23 protein-coding genes are annotated in these 19,281 nt (G+C 49.2%); 19 read left to right on the top strand and 4 right to left on the bottom strand.

Features of this window, described 5'->3' with window-relative positions; translation table 11 throughout:
• Window positions 1–70: 70 nt before the first annotated feature.
• Window positions 71–388: a pyrimidine/purine nucleoside phosphorylase gene (ppnP, locus tag LOZ80_RS25230; protein ID WP_238167257.1), complete on the top strand. Its 318-nt coding sequence runs from the start codon at window positions 71–73 to the stop codon at window positions 386–388.
• 883 nt (window positions 389–1,271) lie between these two features.
• Here the strand turns inward: ppnP and LOZ80_RS25225 are convergent.
• The 3 genes from LOZ80_RS25225 to LOZ80_RS25215 all read right to left on the bottom strand — a co-directional run bounded on the left by LOZ80_RS25225 (window position 1,272) and on the right by LOZ80_RS25215 (window position 2,751).
• A complete protein-coding gene (locus LOZ80_RS25225) occupies window positions 1,272–1,646 on the bottom strand; it encodes a hypothetical protein (protein WP_238173241.1) in 375 nt (124 codons plus the stop codon).
• Window positions 1,639–2,163 (bottom strand): ImmA/IrrE family metallo-endopeptidase, encoded by a 525-nt coding sequence (locus LOZ80_RS25220; RefSeq protein ID WP_238167256.1) that lies wholly within the window; start codon window positions 2,161–2,163, stop codon window positions 1,639–1,641. Before LOZ80_RS25220 ends, LOZ80_RS25225 begins: the two co-directional genes overlap by 8 nt.
• Before the next feature lie 180 nt (window positions 2,164–2,343).
• On the bottom strand, window positions 2,344–2,751 hold the full coding sequence (locus LOZ80_RS25215; protein ID WP_189009836.1) for a helix-turn-helix domain-containing protein: 408 nt from the start codon (window positions 2,749–2,751) through the stop codon (window positions 2,344–2,346).
• A gap of 163 nt (window positions 2,752–2,914) precedes the next feature.
• Here LOZ80_RS25215 and LOZ80_RS25210 point away from each other — a divergent pair, with 163 nt between their 5' ends.
• The 18 genes from LOZ80_RS25210 (at window position 2,915) to LOZ80_RS25125 (ending at window position 18,036) form a co-directional block, all read left to right on the top strand.
• Complete coding sequence (locus tag LOZ80_RS25210; RefSeq protein WP_238167255.1) at window positions 2,915–3,550, top strand: ArpU family phage packaging/lysis transcriptional regulator; 636 nt, start codon at window positions 2,915–2,917, stop codon at window positions 3,548–3,550.
• 262 nt (window positions 3,551–3,812) lie between these two features.
• Window positions 3,813–4,637, top strand: a complete 825-nt coding sequence (locus LOZ80_RS25205) for a minor capsid protein (protein WP_238167254.1) — start codon at window positions 3,813–3,815, stop codon at window positions 4,635–4,637.
• Window positions 4,638–4,648: 11 nt separating this feature from the next.
• On the top strand, window positions 4,649–4,867 hold the full coding sequence (locus LOZ80_RS25200) for a YqzN/YkzM domain-containing protein (RefSeq protein ID WP_238167253.1): 219 nt from the start codon (window positions 4,649–4,651) through the stop codon (window positions 4,865–4,867).
• Window positions 4,867–6,330 carry a phage tail sheath subtilisin-like domain-containing protein gene (locus LOZ80_RS25195; protein ID WP_238167252.1) on the top strand — a complete coding sequence of 488 codons (1,464 nt, stop codon included), beginning with the start codon at window positions 4,867–4,869 and terminating at the stop codon, window positions 6,328–6,330. The genes LOZ80_RS25200 and LOZ80_RS25195 overlap by 1 nt, the downstream gene beginning before the upstream one ends.
• Window positions 6,331–6,342: 12 nt before the next feature.
• A complete protein-coding gene (locus LOZ80_RS25190; RefSeq protein ID WP_238167251.1) occupies window positions 6,343–6,753 on the top strand; it encodes a phage tail tube protein in 411 nt (136 codons plus the stop codon).
• An 18-nt stretch (window positions 6,754–6,771) separates the two neighbouring features.
• On the top strand, window positions 6,772–7,164 hold the full coding sequence (locus LOZ80_RS25185) for a phage tail assembly chaperone (RefSeq protein WP_079414104.1): 393 nt from the start codon (window positions 6,772–6,774) through the stop codon (window positions 7,162–7,164).
• Window positions 7,165–7,199: 35 nt separating this feature from the next.
• A complete protein-coding gene (locus LOZ80_RS25180; RefSeq protein ID WP_189010153.1) occupies window positions 7,200–7,340 on the top strand; it encodes a hypothetical protein in 141 nt (46 codons plus the stop codon).
• A 5-nt stretch (window positions 7,341–7,345) separates the two neighbouring features.
• Window positions 7,346–8,779, top strand: a complete 1,434-nt coding sequence (locus LOZ80_RS25175) for a glycine zipper domain-containing protein (RefSeq protein WP_238167250.1) — start codon at window positions 7,346–7,348, stop codon at window positions 8,777–8,779.
• A 7-nt stretch (window positions 8,780–8,786) separates the two neighbouring features.
• The gene (locus LOZ80_RS25170; protein WP_238173111.1) at window positions 8,787–9,419 is read left to right on the top strand and encodes a LysM peptidoglycan-binding domain-containing protein; all 633 of its coding nucleotides are present in this window, start codon (window positions 8,787–8,789) and stop codon (window positions 9,417–9,419) included.
• Entirely contained in the window at window positions 9,419–10,435 is a 1,017-nt protein-coding gene (locus LOZ80_RS25165; protein WP_238167249.1) for an XkdQ/YqbQ family protein, read from the top strand. The genes LOZ80_RS25170 and LOZ80_RS25165 overlap by 1 nt, the downstream gene beginning before the upstream one ends.
• The gene (locus LOZ80_RS25160) at window positions 10,422–10,811 is read left to right on the top strand and encodes a hypothetical protein (RefSeq protein ID WP_238167248.1); all 390 of its coding nucleotides are present in this window, start codon (window positions 10,422–10,424) and stop codon (window positions 10,809–10,811) included. The genes LOZ80_RS25165 and LOZ80_RS25160 overlap by 14 nt, the downstream gene beginning before the upstream one ends.
• Entirely contained in the window at window positions 10,812–11,297 is a 486-nt protein-coding gene (locus LOZ80_RS25155) for a DUF2634 domain-containing protein (protein ID WP_238167247.1), read from the top strand.
• A gap of 1 nt (window position 11,298) precedes the next feature.
• Window positions 11,299–12,405 carry a baseplate J/gp47 family protein gene (locus LOZ80_RS25150; RefSeq protein WP_238167246.1) on the top strand — a complete coding sequence of 369 codons (1,107 nt, stop codon included), beginning with the start codon at window positions 11,299–11,301 and terminating at the stop codon, window positions 12,403–12,405.
• A 149-nt stretch (window positions 12,406–12,554) separates the two neighbouring features.
• On the top strand, window positions 12,555–13,088 hold the full coding sequence (locus tag LOZ80_RS25145; protein WP_238167245.1) for a YmfQ family protein: 534 nt from the start codon (window positions 12,555–12,557) through the stop codon (window positions 13,086–13,088).
• Between the two features lie 17 nt (window positions 13,089–13,105).
• Complete coding sequence (locus LOZ80_RS25140) at window positions 13,106–16,426, top strand: right-handed parallel beta-helix repeat-containing protein (protein ID WP_238167244.1); 3,321 nt, start codon at window positions 13,106–13,108, stop codon at window positions 16,424–16,426.
• Between the two features lie 14 nt (window positions 16,427–16,440).
• Window positions 16,441–16,977 (top strand): XkdW family protein, encoded by a 537-nt coding sequence (locus tag LOZ80_RS25135; protein WP_238167243.1) that lies wholly within the window; start codon window positions 16,441–16,443, stop codon window positions 16,975–16,977.
• Window positions 16,978–17,053: 76 nt separating this feature from the next.
• Window positions 17,054–17,452 (top strand): phage holin family protein, encoded by a 399-nt coding sequence (locus LOZ80_RS25130; RefSeq protein ID WP_189009816.1) that lies wholly within the window; start codon window positions 17,054–17,056, stop codon window positions 17,450–17,452.
• A complete protein-coding gene (locus LOZ80_RS25125) occupies window positions 17,449–18,036 on the top strand; it encodes a glycoside hydrolase family 73 protein (RefSeq protein WP_238167242.1) in 588 nt (195 codons plus the stop codon). The genes LOZ80_RS25130 and LOZ80_RS25125 overlap by 4 nt, the downstream gene beginning before the upstream one ends.
• 37 nt (window positions 18,037–18,073) lie before the next feature.
• On the opposite strand, the gene LOZ80_RS25120 is transcribed toward LOZ80_RS25125, so the two are convergent.
• Window positions 18,074–18,865: a hypothetical protein gene (locus LOZ80_RS25120; protein ID WP_238167241.1), complete on the bottom strand. Its 792-nt coding sequence runs from the start codon at window positions 18,863–18,865 to the stop codon at window positions 18,074–18,076.
• Between the last annotated feature and the right edge of the window lie 416 nt (window positions 18,866–19,281).

Here is a 19,281-nt window from a genome sequence, read left to right as displayed (position 1 = left end):
AACAATGGTCCAAGCCCACCTAGGTGGGCTGACCGTTATTCATAGCCATTTTGAGGGGGAACTATTGATCATGTCCAGCTTTGAAAATGTAACCGTGTTAACGAAAGCCAACGTCTATTTCGACGGTAAAGTAACCAGCCGTACGGTGGTATTCGCAGATGGCACCAAGAAAACACTAGGTATCCTGCTTCCAGGTGCATATGAATTCGGAACAGACACCAAAGAAATCATGGAAATTCAAGCTGGTGAGCTAAACGTATTGCTTCCAGGCAGCAGCGAATGGATCACGATTAGCGGTCAAGGCGAATTCACTGTGCCGGCTAACGCGAAATTCAAGCTTGAAGTGAAAACCGTAAGCGACTATATTTGTTCCTATATTGCTGAATAAGGATATAGTTGAGGAATCCCATACATCTATCGGACATTATGCCGGGTAGATGTATGGGATTCTTTTGTGTGGGGTGCAAGAATAGCATGCCGCTCAGCCTTGGTTGCGATAAGGGCGTCTGATACGTGGCAGGATGCTAGTTGCTGGATGTTGAATGCTGGAGCTGAATTAGACAACTGAAGTTGCTTATTTGCTCGAATGGCACCTATTATGGCGGCATAAGCAAGGCTGGAGTGCTTACTACTCGTTTATATGCCCGGAATGCAAAGTAATGCGGCGGATATGCACGGCTTGGCAACTCCTTATTCTGTTTTCGCATCTGGCGGCTGTGGTGCTCTTGCCTTCTGATAAGAGCCTCCAAGGACTTCTATATTTGTGAAATGGCTACTTTTTGCGTAAATAGGAGCTCTTGGAGACTCTTATTGCTTCGTGGGGGGAGTGTACTGCTTGTTTCTCCAGAGATAAGAGTCTCCAGAGACTTCTATATGTGTAAAATGGCTACTTTTTGCGTAAATAGGAGCTCTTGGAGACTCTTATTGCTTCGTGGGGGGAGTTTGCTGCTTGTTTCTCTGGAGATAAGAGTATCCAGAGACTTCTATTCATGTGTAAAACTTCCAATTTTTGCGCAATTAGGAGCTGCTAAAGACTCTTATTGGCACATGGGGGCGGAGGGCTGCCAACTAGGCCATGGGACTTTGGGACGCGAGCGGTTTTTTACCGTGGGCATGCGTCGACGCAACAAAATGCACGCCGAGGCCGACCCTGACGCCGACCCCAACGCCAACGCCGATCCCGACCCCGACCCCGACCCGCCCACCGGGCAGCGCACGGGTCGGGGCAGCCGGAAAGTTACAAGATGACAGCCCCTCTTCTGGCGTAATGGTTAGTTGGGTGACCACGCATAGTAGGAACGGCTGTCCAACTGCAGCACCTCTTCGATGTCGCTCATGCGAATCCAGAGATGAACGATCGTTGGCAGGGTATCCGCTTGCGCCGCGTGTCTTTGTTGGATGGAGGAGAGGCTGATGCCAATGGAGTGAGGACGCTCGGGATGGATGATGAGATCATCCAAGAGGACGGTTATGCCGGCTTCGAGCTCTGGGATCTCTTCCATCATTAGCGGCTGAAAAGGGCCGTCTAGAGGGATATAGAGGGAAGATTTGCTCCAATCCAGCTCATGGGGTTGAAAGCGCAGTGCCATGATAAAAGGCCGGACATGATCCTCATGAAAATCGTAGAAAACCGTGCGCTTAGCCATCGATGGATGCTCCTTTCTGTTTCAATTGCTCCAGCTTGTTCATAATGGCACGGGTGGAATCGGACCAGTTGGCGGGGCTGTATCTCGTGAATTGGCTTTCCGTCAGCCGCTGATATTCTTGGTCCATAATCCCTTGGAGGACGCGGCGCTGAATTTGGACAATGCGTGCTTCCGCAAGCCGATACGTGACTTGGAATTCCTCGGATAATAGGGCAATCATTTCGTTCTTCTGCTCTGGCAGCGCAAGCTTCTTCAGCATCGCTAGCGGCATCGCCGCGTAGAGCTGGAAGTTCGTGGCATCCTGCTCCTGCCAATCGACGTAGCGATCAGGCATGACCATTTGGTTGCCGGAATGACGCAGCACATGGCAGAGCTCGTGCAGGAAGTCTTCCCACTGCTCTTTGGCCGATAGTCTGCGATCGACATTGATGCTGAATAGCCCGTTCTTCTCGACAGCCATACTGCTCATATCCATCGTATATACCCAGATGTTAAGCTTTGCTGCCAAATGAGTCATGGTCAGATGTCCGGGTACTATGATCCCGTGCTGGACATACAAGGCTTCGACCCACTGCTCCAGCGGGGTAGTTTGATAATGTGTAAACAGGACAAACACCTCATTATAGGAATGTATGTTCGTTTAAATATCCAAAAGAAAAGCCCGTACGGGCTTGGTAGATTCGTTAAGAAGTTCGGACTATTGCTCGCTGTCCGGTTTACGGGACTGCTGCTGCTCCTGAATAAAATGCCAGAAACGGAGCATTTCATCGCGGCGTTCTTTGGGCGCATTCTTAAAATCTTTGAAAAATAAACTGACCTCAGGGTCATCGACATCAACAAAATTACCGCCTGAATGGGGTCCTTCAAGTGCTTCTTCTTCTGTCGGAGCAAATCCGGCAAGCAGCAGAAGCTCGTCCTTTTCTGCGCTGTTAAGCGCATCGGCTAAGGCGATAACCGTTTCTCTGGATGGGCTGAAGCGGTTATTTTCTATGGAGTTAATAAATGAATAACTGACACCGGATCGTTCGCCAAGTTCTCTGAGAGAGAATTGGTTCATCTTTCGCAGATGCCGGATTCGTATGCCGAATTGCACCATATCTTTCATCGCTTCATCACCTTGTTCTATTGTAAATGGTTTGTGGTGCAAAAAACAAGAGGGAAGGATAAAAAAGTTTTGATATTCAAAACTTTTGTGTTGAAATTATACACGAGACGTCGTATGATTTGTTTAGAAATTCAAAACGACAAATATTAGGAGATGATCGCAGATGATGGATCGCATTATAGATATAGAGCAAGCTGACATCGATCAGAAAGCAACGCGCAAACGTGTGGAAAGAGTGCTTGAAATGGTGCGGATGTACCAGTCTATTGGCAGCATGCGCAAGGATCGGGGAGTTTTTGCTGGTTCCAAACCAGCGCCGAGGGCAGCAGATTTGAGAAGTTTGAATGAGGTCGATACCGCGGTAGATTTGAGAAGTTTGAATGGGGTCGATACCGCTGCTGATTTGCGAAGTTTGAATGAGGTCGATACCGCTGCTGATTTGCGAAGCTTGAATGGGGTCGATACCGCAGCAGATTTGCGAAGTTTGAATGGGGTCGATACCGCGGCAGCTTTGCCAAGTTTGAACGAACTTGATACTGCGGCTTTTTTGGCAAATTTGTGTGTGGAGGTTGAAGAGGTTGTCTCAAGGCTCGATGAGCAGGAACAGCAAATGATTCGCAGGCGATATTTGCAAAAGGAAAAGGTGTTTGATTTCTTGCTCTTCCATGAACTGAATTTGAGCGAACGCACGTATCGCCGGGTGAAGGCTAAAGCGATGAGCAAGCTAGCCTACATGATGCGATTGGAAGTAACCAGCAGGAAGAAGACGCTGGAAGGTCCCCAGCAAGTTGGCCGCTAGTTGGCAGTTCATCCATCGAAGGGGCGTGGTAAGATCGTTGTGTAGACCGATAAGGGAGGCGATGTTCCTGAACAGGCTTTGGTATAAATCGTTCTGACTTGTGTCGAGTTAGGCCCTCGGAAGGCTGCTTGGAGGACGAGCGGAAGGAGTGAAGCATGTGGAACGGCGGAATGTGTGCAGGAAAAGGTTGAAAAAGAAAAAAATGTGTTGAATTTCAAAACAAACGTAAGAGGACATGCCCGAAAGGAGGTGAGAGAAGTGAATGATTAATCTAGCTAATCAATTAGCGCTCTATCTTCAATCGGAGGGTGAAGGAACGCTGGGAAGCAATCTGTTCGTGGACAGCGTGCCGGCATCTCCGGATGCAGCCGCATGGTTCAGTCATGTTGGCGGCAGCGCTGAATTCAAGCTTGATGCGCCGCAAGGCTGGCGCAAGCTAAGCCTTAGTGCGAGGCACACAACGCCACAGGGCTCGCAGGATCGAATATGGAGCGCCATTCATAAGCTGCTTAATCCGCTAGCAGGCGTCATTGAGGTGGACGGACAGGCTTATACGGTACAAGTGACTTCGCTGCCTGCTCTGCAGGAGAAGGATGCGTCGGGCCGCTATATCATGAAGGCGGTTATGATTCTGAAACAGGTTGCACCTGTCGCAGAACCGTGGCTGGAAGCGATATCGCTGTTCACGGAAACAGCATTAGGGTCGCCATGGCGTGTCTATCGCGGGTTCAATGGGACATGCCGTCCCAGCGTCTCCTGGCAATGCATGAACGAGCAAAGCGCCGCAGCATCAAGAGGAGCCAACCAACTGACCAAACAGTTCGTTGGACAGCTTGCGGCAAGATCGGCAGGCGAGTACCAATTAGCTGCCCAGGCTTTGCTGTTGGGGCTTTCTGAACAAGCCAAGCTCCCTATGGCCGGTGTCGGCGGCAGGTGGCTAACCGTGTTGAATGCCGGCGTCAGCATTCGCGCTGGCGATTTGTCCACGGGGACGGTTAGCGTGACGTTAAGTGGTACTGCTGCAGTGCCGCAAGGGACATTCCCGCTCATTGCCGGCCTGCATACCGCAACACAAATCGATAATTGAGGTGATTCATTTTGAGACAAGGTACGACGAAAACAACGGGCAAACAGATAGAATCCGCAGAAGCGGCATCCTATCCCAAAGAGGAATTAATCGCTCAATCGCAAGCGCTGTTTGCTTGCCAACCGGAAGTGCTGATCGGCGCTTTGCATGGTAGCATTGAGACCGATTTTACGCTTGAAGCAGCGAATCAATGTATTCAAAACTTTTTACAAAGGAAGGTGCTGGCATAATGGCAGGTGGAACTTGGAGTCAAACGGATCGTCCGGTATTGCCGGGTTTTTATATGAATTTTGAGGCGGCGGCGTTAAGCGCCATTGAGCCTGGCGGGCAAGGCGTAGTAGCGATGCCTGTGAAAGCGAACTGGGGCGCGGTGCGGCAGTTTGTGGAAATTACAAGTGAGCAGGGCATCTATGATGCTTATGGGGTTGATCAAGGGGATACAGCTACGGCGCCGGTTGTGTTGAAGCTGGCTCTGCTTGGTAAGCCGAAGAAGCTGCTCGCTTACCGAATTGCCGATGCGGCAGCGGCCAAAGCGAGCGTGACCCTGAAGGACTCCGCAGCGGCCAATGTGCTAAAGCTTACCGCCAAATACGAGGGTACTCGGGGCAATAACTTCTCTGTCATCGTACAGACGAATGCCGTGGACGGGACCAAAAAAGACTTGAAGCTCCTTGAAGGAACCGCGATTCTCAAAGTGTTTACCTTCTCAGGCAGCACCATTCAAGCGGCAGCAGATGCGATGAATCAGGATGCCGGCAACGTATGGCTGACAGCATCGGTAATCGCTCCAGGCAATGGCACACTCGCGCCGGTCGCAGGCAGCGCATTAACAGGGGGCAACTCCGGTATCAGCAGCATCGCTTCCACAGATTATGTGAATGCGCTCAGCGCGCTTGAAACCCAGCAGTTCCATGTTCTAGCGCTGGATGGGTTATCGGATGCGAGCATTCAAGCTTCGACCGTTGCTTGGACGACGCGTTTGCGCAGCGAAGGCAGAGGCATTGTCACGGTGCTGGGCGGTTCAGCCGCCGACGATATTGCGGCCGATGCGGTCAGCCGAGCGACAGCGCGAAGCGCAACTTTCAATCACGAAGCCATCGTCAACGTGGGAACTGGGGCTGTATTGGCGGGGACAAGCTATAGTTCGGCGTATATCTCCGCCTATGTTGCTGGCCTCATCGCGGATCAGAAGTTAAGCGAATCGACCACCTACGCAGTCGCGCCATTCAGTGATGTGACACGCCGCTGGACGCGAAGCGAACAGGAAACGGCCGTGAAGAACGGGGTTTTCCTTTTGTACCATGACGGTCAGAAAGTAAAGGCGCTTCGCGGTATGAACGCTTTGATCAGCTTGCGTCAAGGACAGAGCGCGGCCTGGAAGAAAATCCGCACCATTCGTGTGATGGATACGATTAACAACGATCTGCTCCGCACAGCGGAAGACAGCTATATTGGCAAGGTGAATAACACCGAAGAAGGAAGATTGGCACTAGTGGAAGCAGCTAAGCAGTATATGCAGACATTGGCGCAAGCCGGTGTAATTGAAGCGGCAGACTTCGATGTGTATTTGAATCCGGCCTATTATGGTCAAGGCTCGGTGCTGACGCCGGCTGCCGACCAAGTGTATATCAAGTGGGAAGCGAAGCTGACGGACGTGATGGAACAAATTTTTGGCACGTTTATCGTAAATTAAGGGGGACTAGCGATGAGTTTAGATGCGAGCAGAGTTATTTTAGGGACGTATGGCCAGGTCTTTATTGCAGGGGAATGGCAATCGAATTTTAACCATTTGGAAGCCAATGTGGAAATTCAGAAGAAAGAATTGAATCTTGCCGGCGACCCTTGGGTGCGTCACAAGAAAGGCGCTATGAAGGGAACGGGAACGATGAGCGGGTTCAAAGTGACCAGCAAGATGATTGCCCGTGGCTTCGATAAATTCAGTCTCGTTTCCAAATTAAGTGATCCCGATTCCTACGGTTTCGAGCGGATTACATTGAATAATGTGATGCTCGACAAGCTGCAGCTGGCGAATTGGACGGCAGGTGAGGAAGTGAAGGAAGAAGTTTCTTTCACGTTCGAGGGCTACACACTGAATGACCCGATCAGAGATATCTAAAAGAGGAGGAACACGATCATGTTAACGGATGAACAGATTCTGCAAAAGCTGCTCGACGCGGATCAATTGCCAGAAAAGACGGTGACCCTTTCGAGGGTCGGCGTCCCGATTATTCTGCGCGGATTAACCGGGAAGCAGGTGTTTGCGCTGCGAGAGCGCTGCACGGAACGTTCGGATCGCCGAGGCGTGCACACCGACCGCTTGGATGAAGAGCAGTTCAACGTCGCGTTGATAGCTGCTGCCACCGTGTCCCCCAATTGGGGGGACTCGAGGCTGCTGACGAAGTATCAAGCCAGCTCCGGCGAGGAAGTGATCAAGCGGATTTTGCTCGCAGGCGAGCTGTCTGCGCTTGGGGATGAAGTGCTGGATCTAAGCGGTTTCAACACGACGCTGGATGAAGTAAAAAACTAATTGCCTCCGGGGGGCTCCCGGCGATGCTCCATGCGATGTGGACGCGTCACCATCTGCGCCCCGGAGCATTCTGGAAGCTGCCTCGCGGTGAGCAGCAATTCCTGCTCGCCAGCTTGGAACTCGAGCTGGAGCAGGAACAAGCGCTGCAGCGAGAGCGCGATCGCGCAAGGAGGTGAGAGCGATGAGTGAAACCGTATTAGTTGGCAATATGGCCAAAATGATGGCTGCGCAGGATCGATTGCGCAGTATGGTAGACCGGACGGGCGCATCAACGAGGCGTCTGGAAGATATGTTCGGCAAGGCTGCTGAGGCCAGCGCAAGATTAAGTCAGATTACCGCCAGACCGACGATTGCGATCAGGGATTACTTCTCCTTCGTGATTGACCGTCTGCTGCTGCAATTGGCGGATTTGCGCCACACGAAAGTGGATTTGAAGCTGATGCTGGGTGAGGACATCCTCAGGAACGCCAAGCAGCTTCGCGATTTGTTGAAGGGGCTCGGCGGCAGTCTATCCATTGACGTGGAGGCGAAGGGAGCGGCTCAAGCGTCGGCTTCCGCTTCGGCATCCGTGACGATGCTGAGCGTGACCACCAAACCGGATACGAACCCGATTGATACGTGGATTGATCGAATTCTGAAAATCGCCGAGGCGATTAAAGCTTTGGGGGAGGCCTTCCAAGCTTTTGGGGCAGGCTTTAAAAGTTTTGCCCAGGGGATCAAAATCCTCAAGGAGCTGTTTACGGGAAAAGGCAAGCAGCCTGCGGGAGATAAAACCAAGCCAAAGGCAGGCGGGAAGACCGATCCTTGCGCCAAGGAGAAGACGAAGTGCAAGGGCGGGGATAAGACCAAGTCCAAATCCGGTTCGAAAACGAAGAGCAAAGGCGGCAGCAAAACGAAACCGAAGACAAGCGATGCTGCACCCAAGAGCAAGCCGAAGGGCAATAAAGCGGAAGCTAGTGCAGGGGAAAGAGCACGTGGAACTCCTCCACCGGCGCCGCCCGCCTCAGATGTGATACCGGAAGGAAATCCGGCAGCTCCGAAAGGAGGGCGCTTGGGCAAGTTGTTCAAAAAAGGCTCCAAGCTGCTGAAGATGGGTGGAAAAGTGTTGAAGCCGCTCGGTATCGGACTATCTGCCGTAGATATTTTGACCTCCGATAATAAGGCGGCGGCAGCGATTCAAGCAGGTTCAGGCGCAGCAGGCACTGCATTGGGAGCTGCGATCGGGTCATTTATTTTACCAGGTGTAGGGACAGCTGTTGGCGGTATTGTGGGTGGTTGGCTTGGTGATAAAGCCGGTTCCTATATTAATGATAAATTATTTGGGAGTAAGGATGCCTCCCAGGATCAGGAATCCAAAACAGATCTGCTGCCTGCGGGTCGCGAGTCTGCGGCTGCTGATCCCTTGCAAGCGAATACCTCAGGAGGGAACGGGGGGAGTCAGGAGGCTGCACCGCCTAACCAATATGAGATTACGGTGGACGGGATCACGATTAATTTTCCCAAAGAAGAAGTGAATGAGGAAGAATTGGCCCTCACCATCGGGCATCAAATCGCCTCGCAAATCAATGCAGCCATTCAAAATCGCGTAGAGAACGGAGGGGGCGCTTATGGCTGATAAACAGATGGATTTTACGCTGGAAGATCCAAGCGGCTTGAAACTCCATTTCCCTGTCAATCCGTCTGAGGTGAACTTTCGCCGGGACAAGAGCTTTGAAACGATCACGATTATTCGTGGCGGTGAACTGGATGTGCCGCAGGGAGTGAAGGTGAAGGAAATTGCCTTCTCCTCTTTTTTTCCGGCGGATTATGATGCCAGCTACTGCAAGTATAAACCGCTGCCTAATCCACAAACGGCGATGAATCAGTTGAATACGTGGATGGAGAGCCAGGAACCGCTGCGGCTGATTATTACGGAAACCGATGTGAATGTGCTGGTCATGCTTTCGGCGCATAACAGCAATTTTAGGGGCGGCGAGCCCGGCGATGTGTATTTCGATGTGACGTTTCGTACATGGAATGACTATAAAGTAAGAACATTGGATGAGCGGTTGGGCAGCTCAGGCGGGGAGGCGCGTTCTGATATTAAACCGGTGCCTCCTACTTATAAGGTCAAGTCCGGCGATTCTCTATGGGCTATTGCCAAAATGAACCTAGGCTCCGGCGGCCGTTGGCGGGAGATTTATGAAGCTAATCGGGCCATTATCGGTGATAATCCCGATCTGATTCAGCCAGACCAAGAGTTGGTGATACCGTGATGACCGCACAAAGGTTGGCAGGTGCTTATGATATTTGGCTGGAGGATCGGTACGCCTTTCAGGATTTGATTTATGAGCTGACGCTGGAAGAGGCGTTGGATGAGATTTCCTACAGGGCCCAGGCGACACTGGTTGTATCACCGGATTTTCCGGGGATGAAGCCAGGACAAGCGGTTCGTGTGTTGGGGGTTCCTTTTGGCGGGAGCGAGCAGGTTGATTTGCTGAATCCCGCCGTTGTTTGGCAGTGTGAGAATCACTATGAACGCAGCGACCGGCTGACAGTCACGATGTATGATCGCACGATTTATTTGGCCAAATCCGAGGATGAATATGTGTTCCCGGCTGGGATGACGGCGAGCGAGCGCATTCGCAAATACGCCGATGATTGGAACATTCGGTATGACCGTTTACCGGATACGGAAGTGAAGCTGGCAAAGGCGCTTTATCGCGCGGAGTCGATCTACGGGATGATGATGAAAGATTTGAAGGAAACGGCCAAGAAAGGCGGTCCGATGTATCGCCCCCGCATGACAGTCGAAGGCTTGGAGCTTGTGCAAATTGGCAGCAACAGGGTGGTTTGGTCGTTAGAGCCAAGCGAGAATGTGATAAGCATTATGCAGAAAAGGACGCTCGAAGGCGCTGTGACCAAGGTAAAAGTGCTGGGCACCAAAGAGGCTGGTGACGATGCTGCCGCACAAGTATTAGCCGTGGAAGAAGGAGAAATTGCAGCACTGGGCACCTTGCAGAAAATTGTGCAGGACAGCAGCTACAACTCTGTCAGCGAAGCCAAAGAGGCCGCACATGCGCTGCTGGCGGGCGTGCAGGAAACCATCAGCGTGACATCGCTGGATATCAACACGATTCGCGCAGGCGATAAAGTCGATCTGGCTGGCAGCGGGATGGAGCTGATCGCGATGTCCGTCCGGCATGAGCTGGGCGACCCCGGCAAAATGGTGCTGGAACTGGGCAGCCCCGAACTGGTAAGAAGGAGGTATTACATGAATGAATCCGTATAAAAAGCTCGCGACTACGCTTGACAATCGGATGTCTGGACATGCGGCATCGGCTATCACAGGCCTGCCTGCGGAGCTGGGAACGATGACGGCCGGGGGACTCAAGCTGGATCGTTTTAAACATGAGATTGCTGACTATTATGTGGCGGATTGGATGGCGAAACTGCATTTGCCTGCTTTTACACTAGGTGGGACTGTTACTGGATTGACCAGCGGCAGCGGGGCTGTGACCGGGCAGGGGACGTTTGCTTTTGGCGAGTCCGAGGTGGAGGATGTGCGTTTGGAGTTTCAGCATGGCTTGAAGTCTGGAGACCGTGTCTTGGCGATTCCTATCAATGATGGCAATGACGCTGTGATCATCTGCAAGGTGGTGAAATAGATGCCGAATTTATTTCCGCAGGTTGGGGCAGGAGTGGGAACTGGGACAGGAACTGGAGCAGGTGCAGGAACCCTTGTTGGGGAGAAGCGCAAAGGAGCGGTTAAGTTTGGGCGCAGCCCGAAGTTTGACCATTCACTCGGTGAATTCGTAACGACCCAGACGGGGAGAATTGCCGAATGCACGGCTACAGAAGCATGGCTGGAATGGTGCCAAAAGGCGCTGCGTACGGAGCGCTACGCGCATCTCGTATACTCACGGACGTATGGTCAGGAATTTGAGGATTTGATTGCTCGGCATTTGACCAGGCAGGCGAATGAAATGGAAATCGCCCGGATAACGACGGAAACGCTGAAAGTCGATCCGCGTACAGCGGATGTACGCCATTTTACATTTCAATGGAAAAATAGCGAGTGCTCGTTTCAATGTGAAATCACCAACGTGCGAGGCGAGCAAAAGAACATAAAGGGAAGTGTGGTGATCAGTTAATATGGCTAGTTTACCGGATTATTTGACCGAGCAGACCGAAGAAGCCATTCGGGGGCGCATGCTGGATAGGCTTCCGTCCGATCTGGACCAATCCGAGGGATCGTACATTTGGGATGCCTTGGCTCCGGCTTCTATCGAGTTGGCGCAGGCGGCTATTCAGTCGCAGGAGGTTTTGCGGCGAGGTTTTGCAGGGACGACCTTTGGCCCGTATTTGGATTTGCGTTGTGCGGAGCATGGCGTTTTTCGCAAGGATGCCGTTAAGGCCTCAGGGGCCGTTGAGTTTGGAGGAACGTCGGGAACCGTTGTGCCTAAAGGAACACGCATCGGAACGCTGGCGGATACGTATCATGGGACGGCTTCGATTATTTTTGAGACACTGGATGTGGGCGTTGTAGATGGCTCGGGGCGTGCTGTCGTGCTGGCATCTGCTGTGAATGGCGGGACAGGGGGAAATGTACCCAGTGGTGCAATTTGCCTGTTGATTTCGCCTATCGCTGGGATTACAGGTGTGAGTCATGCCTTGCCGATGGCGGGTGGAGCTGAAATAGAAGGAGATGCAGCGCTGCTCAATCGCTATTATGCTAAAGTCCGCTCTCCCGGAACAAGCGGGAACAAAGCGGATTATCTCAACTGGGCGCTCGATGTCGCAGGCGTTGGTGCAGCTCAGGTGCTGCCTTTGTGGAACGGTCCAGGCACCGTGAAAGTCGTTGTCATCGGTACGGACAAAAGAAGTGCTTCGCCTTCCGTTGTCGCTGCTGTGCAGCAGTATATTTATCCAGTGTCGCCACTGGTTGGCAAAGCGCCTATCGGTGCAGCGGTTACCGTCGTTGCGGCTTCCGAAATTTCGGTAGGCATCACGGCAAGTGTAACGTTGAATGGGAGCCGAACCTTAGCGCAGGTTAAAGCTGATTTTGTGGCGACTGTTCGCAGCTATTTAGCGGAAATAGCATTCTCAGTTGATCCATATGTGCGCTATGTGCGCATCGGCTCCTTGCTGCTCGACACGCCGGGCGTGCAGGATTATGCCGGCTTGCAGCTGAACGGCGGCGGAACCAACATTGTGATCGGCGCTGGGCAAGTTGCTGTCATTGGGGCGGTGACGCTGTGAGTGTGAATACGGATTTGAGCGCGAGTATGAATGCTGGTGTGAATGCGGGTACGAACGGGAGTATGAATGCTGGTGTGAATGCGGGTACAAATGGGAGTATGAATGCGAGTGCGAATGCGGGTATAAATGCGAGTATGAGCGGGGTCAGGATGAAGGGATATTTGCCTCGCTATTATGAGACCTCGCGGATCATGGATGGCATTCTGCAAGCGCAGGGCGCGGAGCTTGATCTAGTGCGTGTCTCCCTGGAGGAGACATTGGCGCAGTTCTTCGTCGGCTCCGCCACGTGGGGGCTCGACGCTTGGGAAGCCGAGCTCGGCATCGCGCCGGTGCCGGGCAAGCCCGACGATCAGCGGCGATCGGTCATCAACGCCAAGCTGCGCGGCGTTGGGACCGTCACCGTCGAGCTGATCGAGAGCGTGGCTAGCGCGTACAGTCGCGGCGCGGTAGAAGTGACGCAGCAGCCGGCTGCGTATCAGTTCACCGTGCGGTTCGTGGACGCGCTCGGCACGCCGCCGAATCTTGGCGATCTGAAGGCGGCGATCGACGAGATCAAACCGGCACATTTGCAAGTTGTGTACCAGTACAAATACTTCTTGCTCAATCAGCTGCACCAAACGATGACCATCAATCAAATTCAAACGAGGAAAATGACCGATTTCGCGCCATTCATCCCCGTTTAACCAGGAGGGAAACGCATATGCCGAGCTCGACAACGAATATGGGGCTTTATAAGAAGAACCCGTCTACGGACGGAAATGACACGTTTGATATTAACACGATGTTGAATGACAACTGGGATCGGATTGATTCACAGGTTGGGGGGCAGTTGGCTGATTCGGCGCCTATGGCGGTGAATTTGGTGAATGGTTTGCAGGTTGTTACGGCTCCGAAGGCGGCGCCGTTTAATGGGATAAACATTCGTGGGCGCACTTTGGTTAACTTGTTGGGGCGTGATGGGGGTTGTACGTCATTGGCTCCTATCTCTGGACAATTTAACGTAACTGCCGCGATAGATACAAGTACTTACTCTGCAGGAACATCCAGCATGAAAGTTGTTTTAAATGCTAGTCAAACTTCGGGAAACACTGTTGGAAATTATGTTTCTTATGACACGACAAAGCGCTATATCATGATTGCTGACATTAAAAGTATAGGTGGCGCTTCATGTAACGTTAAGATGACAAATAACGGAGGCGCAACCACAACAAGTGTTACAGACACAACGAAGTTTAACACGGTTTGGGCTAAGTTTATCCCGAATTCGAGCAATGCATCATACCCTGCTTGCCAAGTGACTGGAGCTACAGGACAAGGCGGCTACTTTGATTCTATTCGCGTTTACGAAATCACACAAGCTGAATACACGGCAATTGACAGTATGACAACTGCACAAGTTTCAGCTAAATATCCATACGTAGATGATGTAAAACATGTGAATGCACCTTATGTAATTAAGTATGGTGAAAACTTGTTGCCTACGTTTAATGAATGGACGATAGGGGTTGATACGGGAACGTATACCTTAACAGAGCCATATTCCGGTACACTTACAACTGTTTCAGCTACAGGCGCATACACGCAACAGCTATCTGTTAAAATACCTGTTAGGCCAAATCAAGATTATACTTTAAGTTTTACAGCATCCCCAAATTTCGGCAGTGCGATAATTGATCCGATTGGTGGAATTATCTTAGGATGGGCTACAGGAACACGTACATTTAATAGCGGTATTAACAGTTCTATCACAGTTTATCTAGGCAATACTGTTTCAGGCGTAGGAAGTTATATTTTCTCTAACCCAATGCTAAATCTTGGCACCACAGCCAAACCATTCAAACCACGGAATGACGATCTGCTTGTTTTCCCTAACGTACAACTAGCTTCTTCTATGGACGGTAGCGTCTACGATACGCTGTTCAAACGTGATGGGAAATACTTTCTTGAGAAGCGGTTTAAGGATATGGCACTTGATGGTAGTTTGTCTTGGGTGTTTAGCGGAGACTTAACTGGTTGGAAAGAAGTCAAAGTCCCTATATCTAATGGCTTCGCTAATAGTGAAATAGTCGTAAAGTATGACGGTAAAATATTAACACATGTACCCGCCGCACCTTCTGGAGCAGACCAATCACAACTAAATTCAAATGGTTATTTATTTATGGAAGTATCCGACACAGACAGTGGTTGGGGAGAAAGTTATATACCCACAGTACAAGAGATACAAGCGTATTTCTATGGTTGGGTTATGACTACACAAGAGTCATGGAGTACGGCACCAGTACCATATAACGGAACTGGAACAAAGGGTTGGTTAAGACGTTGGACACCTACAACGGGAGGTGCACAAAACACCGTTGGCACACTTGGTTCATGGATAAACGCGTCTGGTGTTGGTGCACTTCCTACCACTCCATCTAGCGGATTTACTACGTACAGGCTAACCTATCAACTAGCTACACCGACGTTTGAAGAAATCCAAGTAGATGCAGGAATGTCCTTACATGAGGGATTGAATCAGATTGAAGTAGGGCAAGGGGTTATAGTGCGAGAAAAAGTAGATGCTTCTTTTATATCTGTTGGCTTTAACCAAATTAACACACTGTCGTCACCACTTAAATATAGAAACAGTAGGTTGTTAAGAGTTTACAAAAATGGGCGTGATGACGCTTGGTTTATCGGATCAAGACCTGTAGGAACAGCAACGATAGAACAATTAGGGTACGGTTATGCACAAAAAATACCGAGTGCCTACGACCCAACAGCAACATACGAAATATCATATATTGCCCTCGACCAACATCTATTGTCTGCTCCAATAACAGGAGTTTCTGGAGAAGCAGCAAGCAACTTAAAAACCGTTGTTGATACATTAGCAATTAATCAAGCAGACCAAGACGCACGAATTAGTGCTAATGAGATTCTAGCTAGACAAATATATAATGTGCCGCAAAAAACTACGGCAAATATGACGTTATATGTGGATGCTACAAATGGTGCAGATAATGGTGATGGAAGCGCAGTAAAACCATATAAGACTATCCAATTTGCTATTAATCAAATCCCACAAGTTATAAACCACTTTGTTACCGTGAATGTAGCAGCAGGAACTTATGCTGAATCAATTATTATTAACGGCTTTGTCGGTCAAGGAAAATTACTAATATCATCTAATAGCGGTGCTAACGTATCTCAATTTTACAGTATTATTAACAATACCACGGAAATAGCCTTGTCAGGCTTAAACATAACCACTACAACGGGAACAGCAATTTCATCAAATAACAGTTCTAGGGTTATTGTTTCAGGTTGTAATATTACTACATCAGCACTATCACAAATAGGTATACAAATGAATACTGGCATGATGTATGTCGTTCAAACTGTAATATCTAATAGAAATTATGCCATTTTAGCTAATTTAGGTAAACTTATCAGCGATTTGAATTCTGGTACTAATAATACCTTTAGCCTCGCTTCTACTTTAGGGGGAGAAATTGTTAAAATTAATTCTCAGCCGTCTGGTTTAGAAAGTCTTGGAACAGGAGCTGAGATTCGCGGCGCAATTATTAATCCTTGGGGAGATAACACACAAGCAAATAGAAGCGCATTCCTTGCATATCAAACAGGAGCTTCGAACCAAGTTTTCTCAGCGTCAACCATTACAAAAGTAAATTATTCTCAAGCTACTTTTTACGATAACAAATCGGAATTCACTTTAGCAACATCTACATTTATAGCTAAAGATAGCGGATTATACTTATTTACAGCAAATTTGCGTATAAATTCCATGCCTGCAAACAGTAATGCTTACATGTCTTTATATATTAATGGTGCAGAAGGTTTTAGGCCAAATCAATTTGGGACAGTAGCTACTGTTACATCGTATCAAATTGGGATGACTCAAACAGTAAAACTTAACGCAGGTGATATGGTAAATGTGTACTTCTGTTGTTCAAATGCTGTCGTAGCCGATGCATCACAGACAGTTTTCCAAACATTCACAGGAACACGTATCGCATAAAGGAGGAAACCCAAATGAACATACCACAAGCAATCATGCACCTACACCCACAAGCCAATCCCCTAGCCGACTTCATCGTCCAAGACGACTCAGACGGAAACGGCCCATACATCGCAAAATGGAACCTAGAATCTCCCGAGCCAACGGAGGAGCAACTCCAATCCGCATGGGAAGCGATGCAGCCAACTCCAGAGCAAGTTTTGTCACAATCGAAGCAATCAAAGACTGAAGAACTCAACTCCAAATGCAACACAACAATCCTTAGCGGATTCAAGTCGAATGCTCTCGGCACTGAACACACTTACGACTTCGACTACGAAGCCCAAACTAATCTCAACAGCACGCTAAATGCAATCGCAGCAGGCATAGCGACAGAGCCCATCCTGTGGAAAGCCTCCGGCATGCCACAGCCACACTCTTTTGAACAATTCAAAGCCCTCAACGCAGACGGGCTAGCCCACAAAAACGCCAACATCAGCAAATACTGGGAGCTAAAAACAGCACTTTCAGAAGCAAAAACTGAAGAAGAAATCTCATCAATTACATGGTAATTATTTGCGAAAGGCTACCCAGAACCTACAATCTCGGTGGCCTTTCTCCACCTATTAAAGAAAGGAGCAACTACACATGAATCAGATCAATTTTAATATGATTTCAGCGGTGTTTGGAACGATGCTAACTTATGCATTCGGCGGTTGGAATGAGTTGATGGCCCTGTTTCTCATGGCAATTCTCGTTGATTATTTGACGGGGATGGCTGCCTCGATGAAGGAACAGCGTGGACTGAATAGCCAGGTCGGTTTTTGGGGACTCGCGCGCAAAGGGTTGATGCTGCTGGTTATTATGCTGGCGCATCGGATGGATCTGCTGTTTGATACGGAGTTGATGATGACGGCGGCGATTTATTTTTATTTAGCCAATGAGTTGATTTCCATTACGGAGAATTATGGGCGGTTGGGCCTTCCGCTGCCGAACTTTCTTAAACAGATGATTCAAATACTACGCAGCAAAGGGGAGGGGCTATGAGCAAGGAAAATTTTATTGATCAAGTGGCGCCGGCGGCGCAAGCGGATATGCTGGCTTATGGGATTTTGGCGAGTGTGACGATTGCGCAGGCGATTTTGGAAAGCGGCTGGGGGCGCTCGGCACCTGGGAATAATTTGTTTGGCATCAAAGGGAGCGGGCAGCAGCAAGCGACGCAGGAGTTCATTAACGGCAAGTGGGTGCGAATTGTTGATGGTTTTAGAGTGTACGAGTGCTGGGCGGATAGCATACGCGATCATTCGCTTTTGCTTTCGCAGAATCTACGCTACAAGAATGTTTTGAATGAACGCAATTACCAAATTGCAAGCAAGGAACTACAGCGTGCAGGCTACGCCACGGATCCCAAGTATGCGGACAAGCTTATTCAAATCATAGAAGGAAGTGATCTCGCTCGTTTTGATCAGTTGGAGGAAAAGGAGGAGTATATGATGAGCGCGGATGATGCGAACAAGATTATTCATTTTTTATCGGCCGCTTGGATGAGCACTGAGGATGTAGAAGCTAGAGAAGAGTTCCATCGACTTGCCAATGAGCTGCGTAAGGCTTCCAAGCAATTAGAAGTTTAAAAATATAAAGACTCAAAATAAGTAGTTCTGAAGAGAGCTACTTATTTATCTTCAACTCACCGTTTTCAATGATGTATTCAAACTGTTTTTCTAGATTGGAGAAGTTAGCAACGAAAGAGGATGATTCAGGCCTATATTTTACATTTAATGCTCCCAGTAATTTATTGATATCTGTTGAAGTTACTTTGGAATTGTTCACACGATAAATGTTACAAGTACTAGGCATTCCCCAACAACCAATAATTTCGGAGATTCCATCATGATCGATGTCAGATTCGAAAGCGGATTGTTCCACGCGCAATAGTACAGCAGGGGCTTTTTCAGATAGGTCAAAATAGACAACAACGGGGCACATGGCTCCGCAAAATCCTTCAATTTTGAATGCTTCCTTCTGATTCCCAAGGTGAATGGTCTTGAATGCCATTTGCTCTAAATTATCATTATTTCCATACGCGATAACTCCGTAATCCCAAACCAATTTCTCTTGTTGGGCACCCAGATAGAAATTATGAGTATCAGGCTTGTCGGATTTCTTTGAGAATACGAAATAGGTGATTCCTTGATGTTCGGTAAAAATGGATGTTTTGATGACATCGGATAAAGGGAATAGGGGAAATGTATCATTATTCTTCATGGCTTCAAAGAGGATAGTTTTTTTTTCAGGAATAGTGCTAACAATTTGTTCCAAAGTGGACCCTATCTCAGCAGGTGATTCCGCTTGGATGAGGGTGTTCAAAGGGATGCTTTCGCAATTCGTACACGTGAAGAGGATGATTCCTAAGTAAACGGCGGGAAGAAGAAAACTATCTCTAAGAAAACGCTGAAGCATGATTGATCGCTCCTTCACTATTGCTTGATACTCCTCATATAAGACGTTGTGGTGCTGGGAAATGTTCTTTATTCACCGTACGGAATACAAATAAGAGCCTCCACAGGCTCTTATTTGTGCGAATTCTCTTCATTAGAGGTGAATAGAAGACGTAAAAGACTCTTATTAGCTCGGATTCCCTAGATTCGGCCAGTATTCTAACATATAGAAGTCCCCAGAGGCTTCTATTCTCTCTTCAAACCGTATATTTGTCCAAATAGAAGTCCCAAAAGACTGCTATTCTCAGCTACCAGCCAACCAGCCAACTAACGAACCAGCCAGCCAGCCCCACTTATGCCCCACCAGCCACTAACCAGCCACCAACCACCAACCACCAGCCACCAACCACCAACCACCAATCACCAATCACCAATCAC

This window comes from Paenibacillus sp. HWE-109, from assembly GCF_022163125.1.
Classification (GTDB): Bacteria; Bacillota; Bacilli; order Paenibacillales; family NBRC-103111; genus Paenibacillus_E.
This window is presented reverse-complemented; position numbering and strand designations above follow the sequence as displayed.

Coding starts and splice junctions, on each gene's coding strand:
- ppnP (WP_238167257.1), top strand. CDS start 71: ATGTCCAGCTTTGAAAATGTAACCGTGTTAACGAAAGCCAACGTCTAT.
- LOZ80_RS25225 (WP_238173241.1), bottom strand. CDS start 1,646: ATGGCTAAGCGCACGGTTTTCTACGATTTTCATGAGGATCATGTCCGG.
- LOZ80_RS25220 (WP_238167256.1), bottom strand. CDS start 2,163: ATGACTCATTTGGCAGCAAAGCTTAACATCTGGGTATATACGATGGAT.
- LOZ80_RS25215 (WP_189009836.1), bottom strand. CDS start 2,751: ATGAAAGATATGGTGCAATTCGGCATACGAATCCGGCATCTGCGAAAG.
- LOZ80_RS25210 (WP_238167255.1), top strand. CDS start 2,915: ATGATGGATCGCATTATAGATATAGAGCAAGCTGACATCGATCAGAAA.
- LOZ80_RS25205 (WP_238167254.1), top strand. CDS start 3,813: ATGATTAATCTAGCTAATCAATTAGCGCTCTATCTTCAATCGGAGGGT.
- LOZ80_RS25195 (WP_238167252.1), top strand. CDS start 4,867: ATGGCAGGTGGAACTTGGAGTCAAACGGATCGTCCGGTATTGCCGGGT.
- LOZ80_RS25190 (WP_238167251.1), top strand. CDS start 6,343: ATGAGTTTAGATGCGAGCAGAGTTATTTTAGGGACGTATGGCCAGGTC.
- LOZ80_RS25185 (WP_079414104.1), top strand. CDS start 6,772: ATGTTAACGGATGAACAGATTCTGCAAAAGCTGCTCGACGCGGATCAA.
- LOZ80_RS25180 (WP_189010153.1), top strand. CDS start 7,200: ATGTGGACGCGTCACCATCTGCGCCCCGGAGCATTCTGGAAGCTGCCT.
- LOZ80_RS25175 (WP_238167250.1), top strand. CDS start 7,346: ATGAGTGAAACCGTATTAGTTGGCAATATGGCCAAAATGATGGCTGCG.
- LOZ80_RS25170 (WP_238173111.1), top strand. CDS start 8,787: ATGGATTTTACGCTGGAAGATCCAAGCGGCTTGAAACTCCATTTCCCT.
- LOZ80_RS25165 (WP_238167249.1), top strand. CDS start 9,419: ATGACCGCACAAAGGTTGGCAGGTGCTTATGATATTTGGCTGGAGGAT.
- LOZ80_RS25160 (WP_238167248.1), top strand. CDS start 10,422: ATGAATCCGTATAAAAAGCTCGCGACTACGCTTGACAATCGGATGTCT.
- LOZ80_RS25155 (WP_238167247.1), top strand. CDS start 10,812: ATGCCGAATTTATTTCCGCAGGTTGGGGCAGGAGTGGGAACTGGGACA.
- LOZ80_RS25150 (WP_238167246.1), top strand. CDS start 11,299: ATGGCTAGTTTACCGGATTATTTGACCGAGCAGACCGAAGAAGCCATT.
- LOZ80_RS25145 (WP_238167245.1), top strand. CDS start 12,555: ATGAAGGGATATTTGCCTCGCTATTATGAGACCTCGCGGATCATGGAT.
- LOZ80_RS25140 (WP_238167244.1), top strand. CDS start 13,106: ATGCCGAGCTCGACAACGAATATGGGGCTTTATAAGAAGAACCCGTCT.
- LOZ80_RS25135 (WP_238167243.1), top strand. CDS start 16,441: ATGAACATACCACAAGCAATCATGCACCTACACCCACAAGCCAATCCC.
- LOZ80_RS25130 (WP_189009816.1), top strand. CDS start 17,054: ATGAATCAGATCAATTTTAATATGATTTCAGCGGTGTTTGGAACGATG.
- LOZ80_RS25125 (WP_238167242.1), top strand. CDS start 17,449: ATGAGCAAGGAAAATTTTATTGATCAAGTGGCGCCGGCGGCGCAAGCG.
- LOZ80_RS25120 (WP_238167241.1), bottom strand. CDS start 18,865: ATGCTTCAGCGTTTTCTTAGAGATAGTTTTCTTCTTCCCGCCGTTTAC.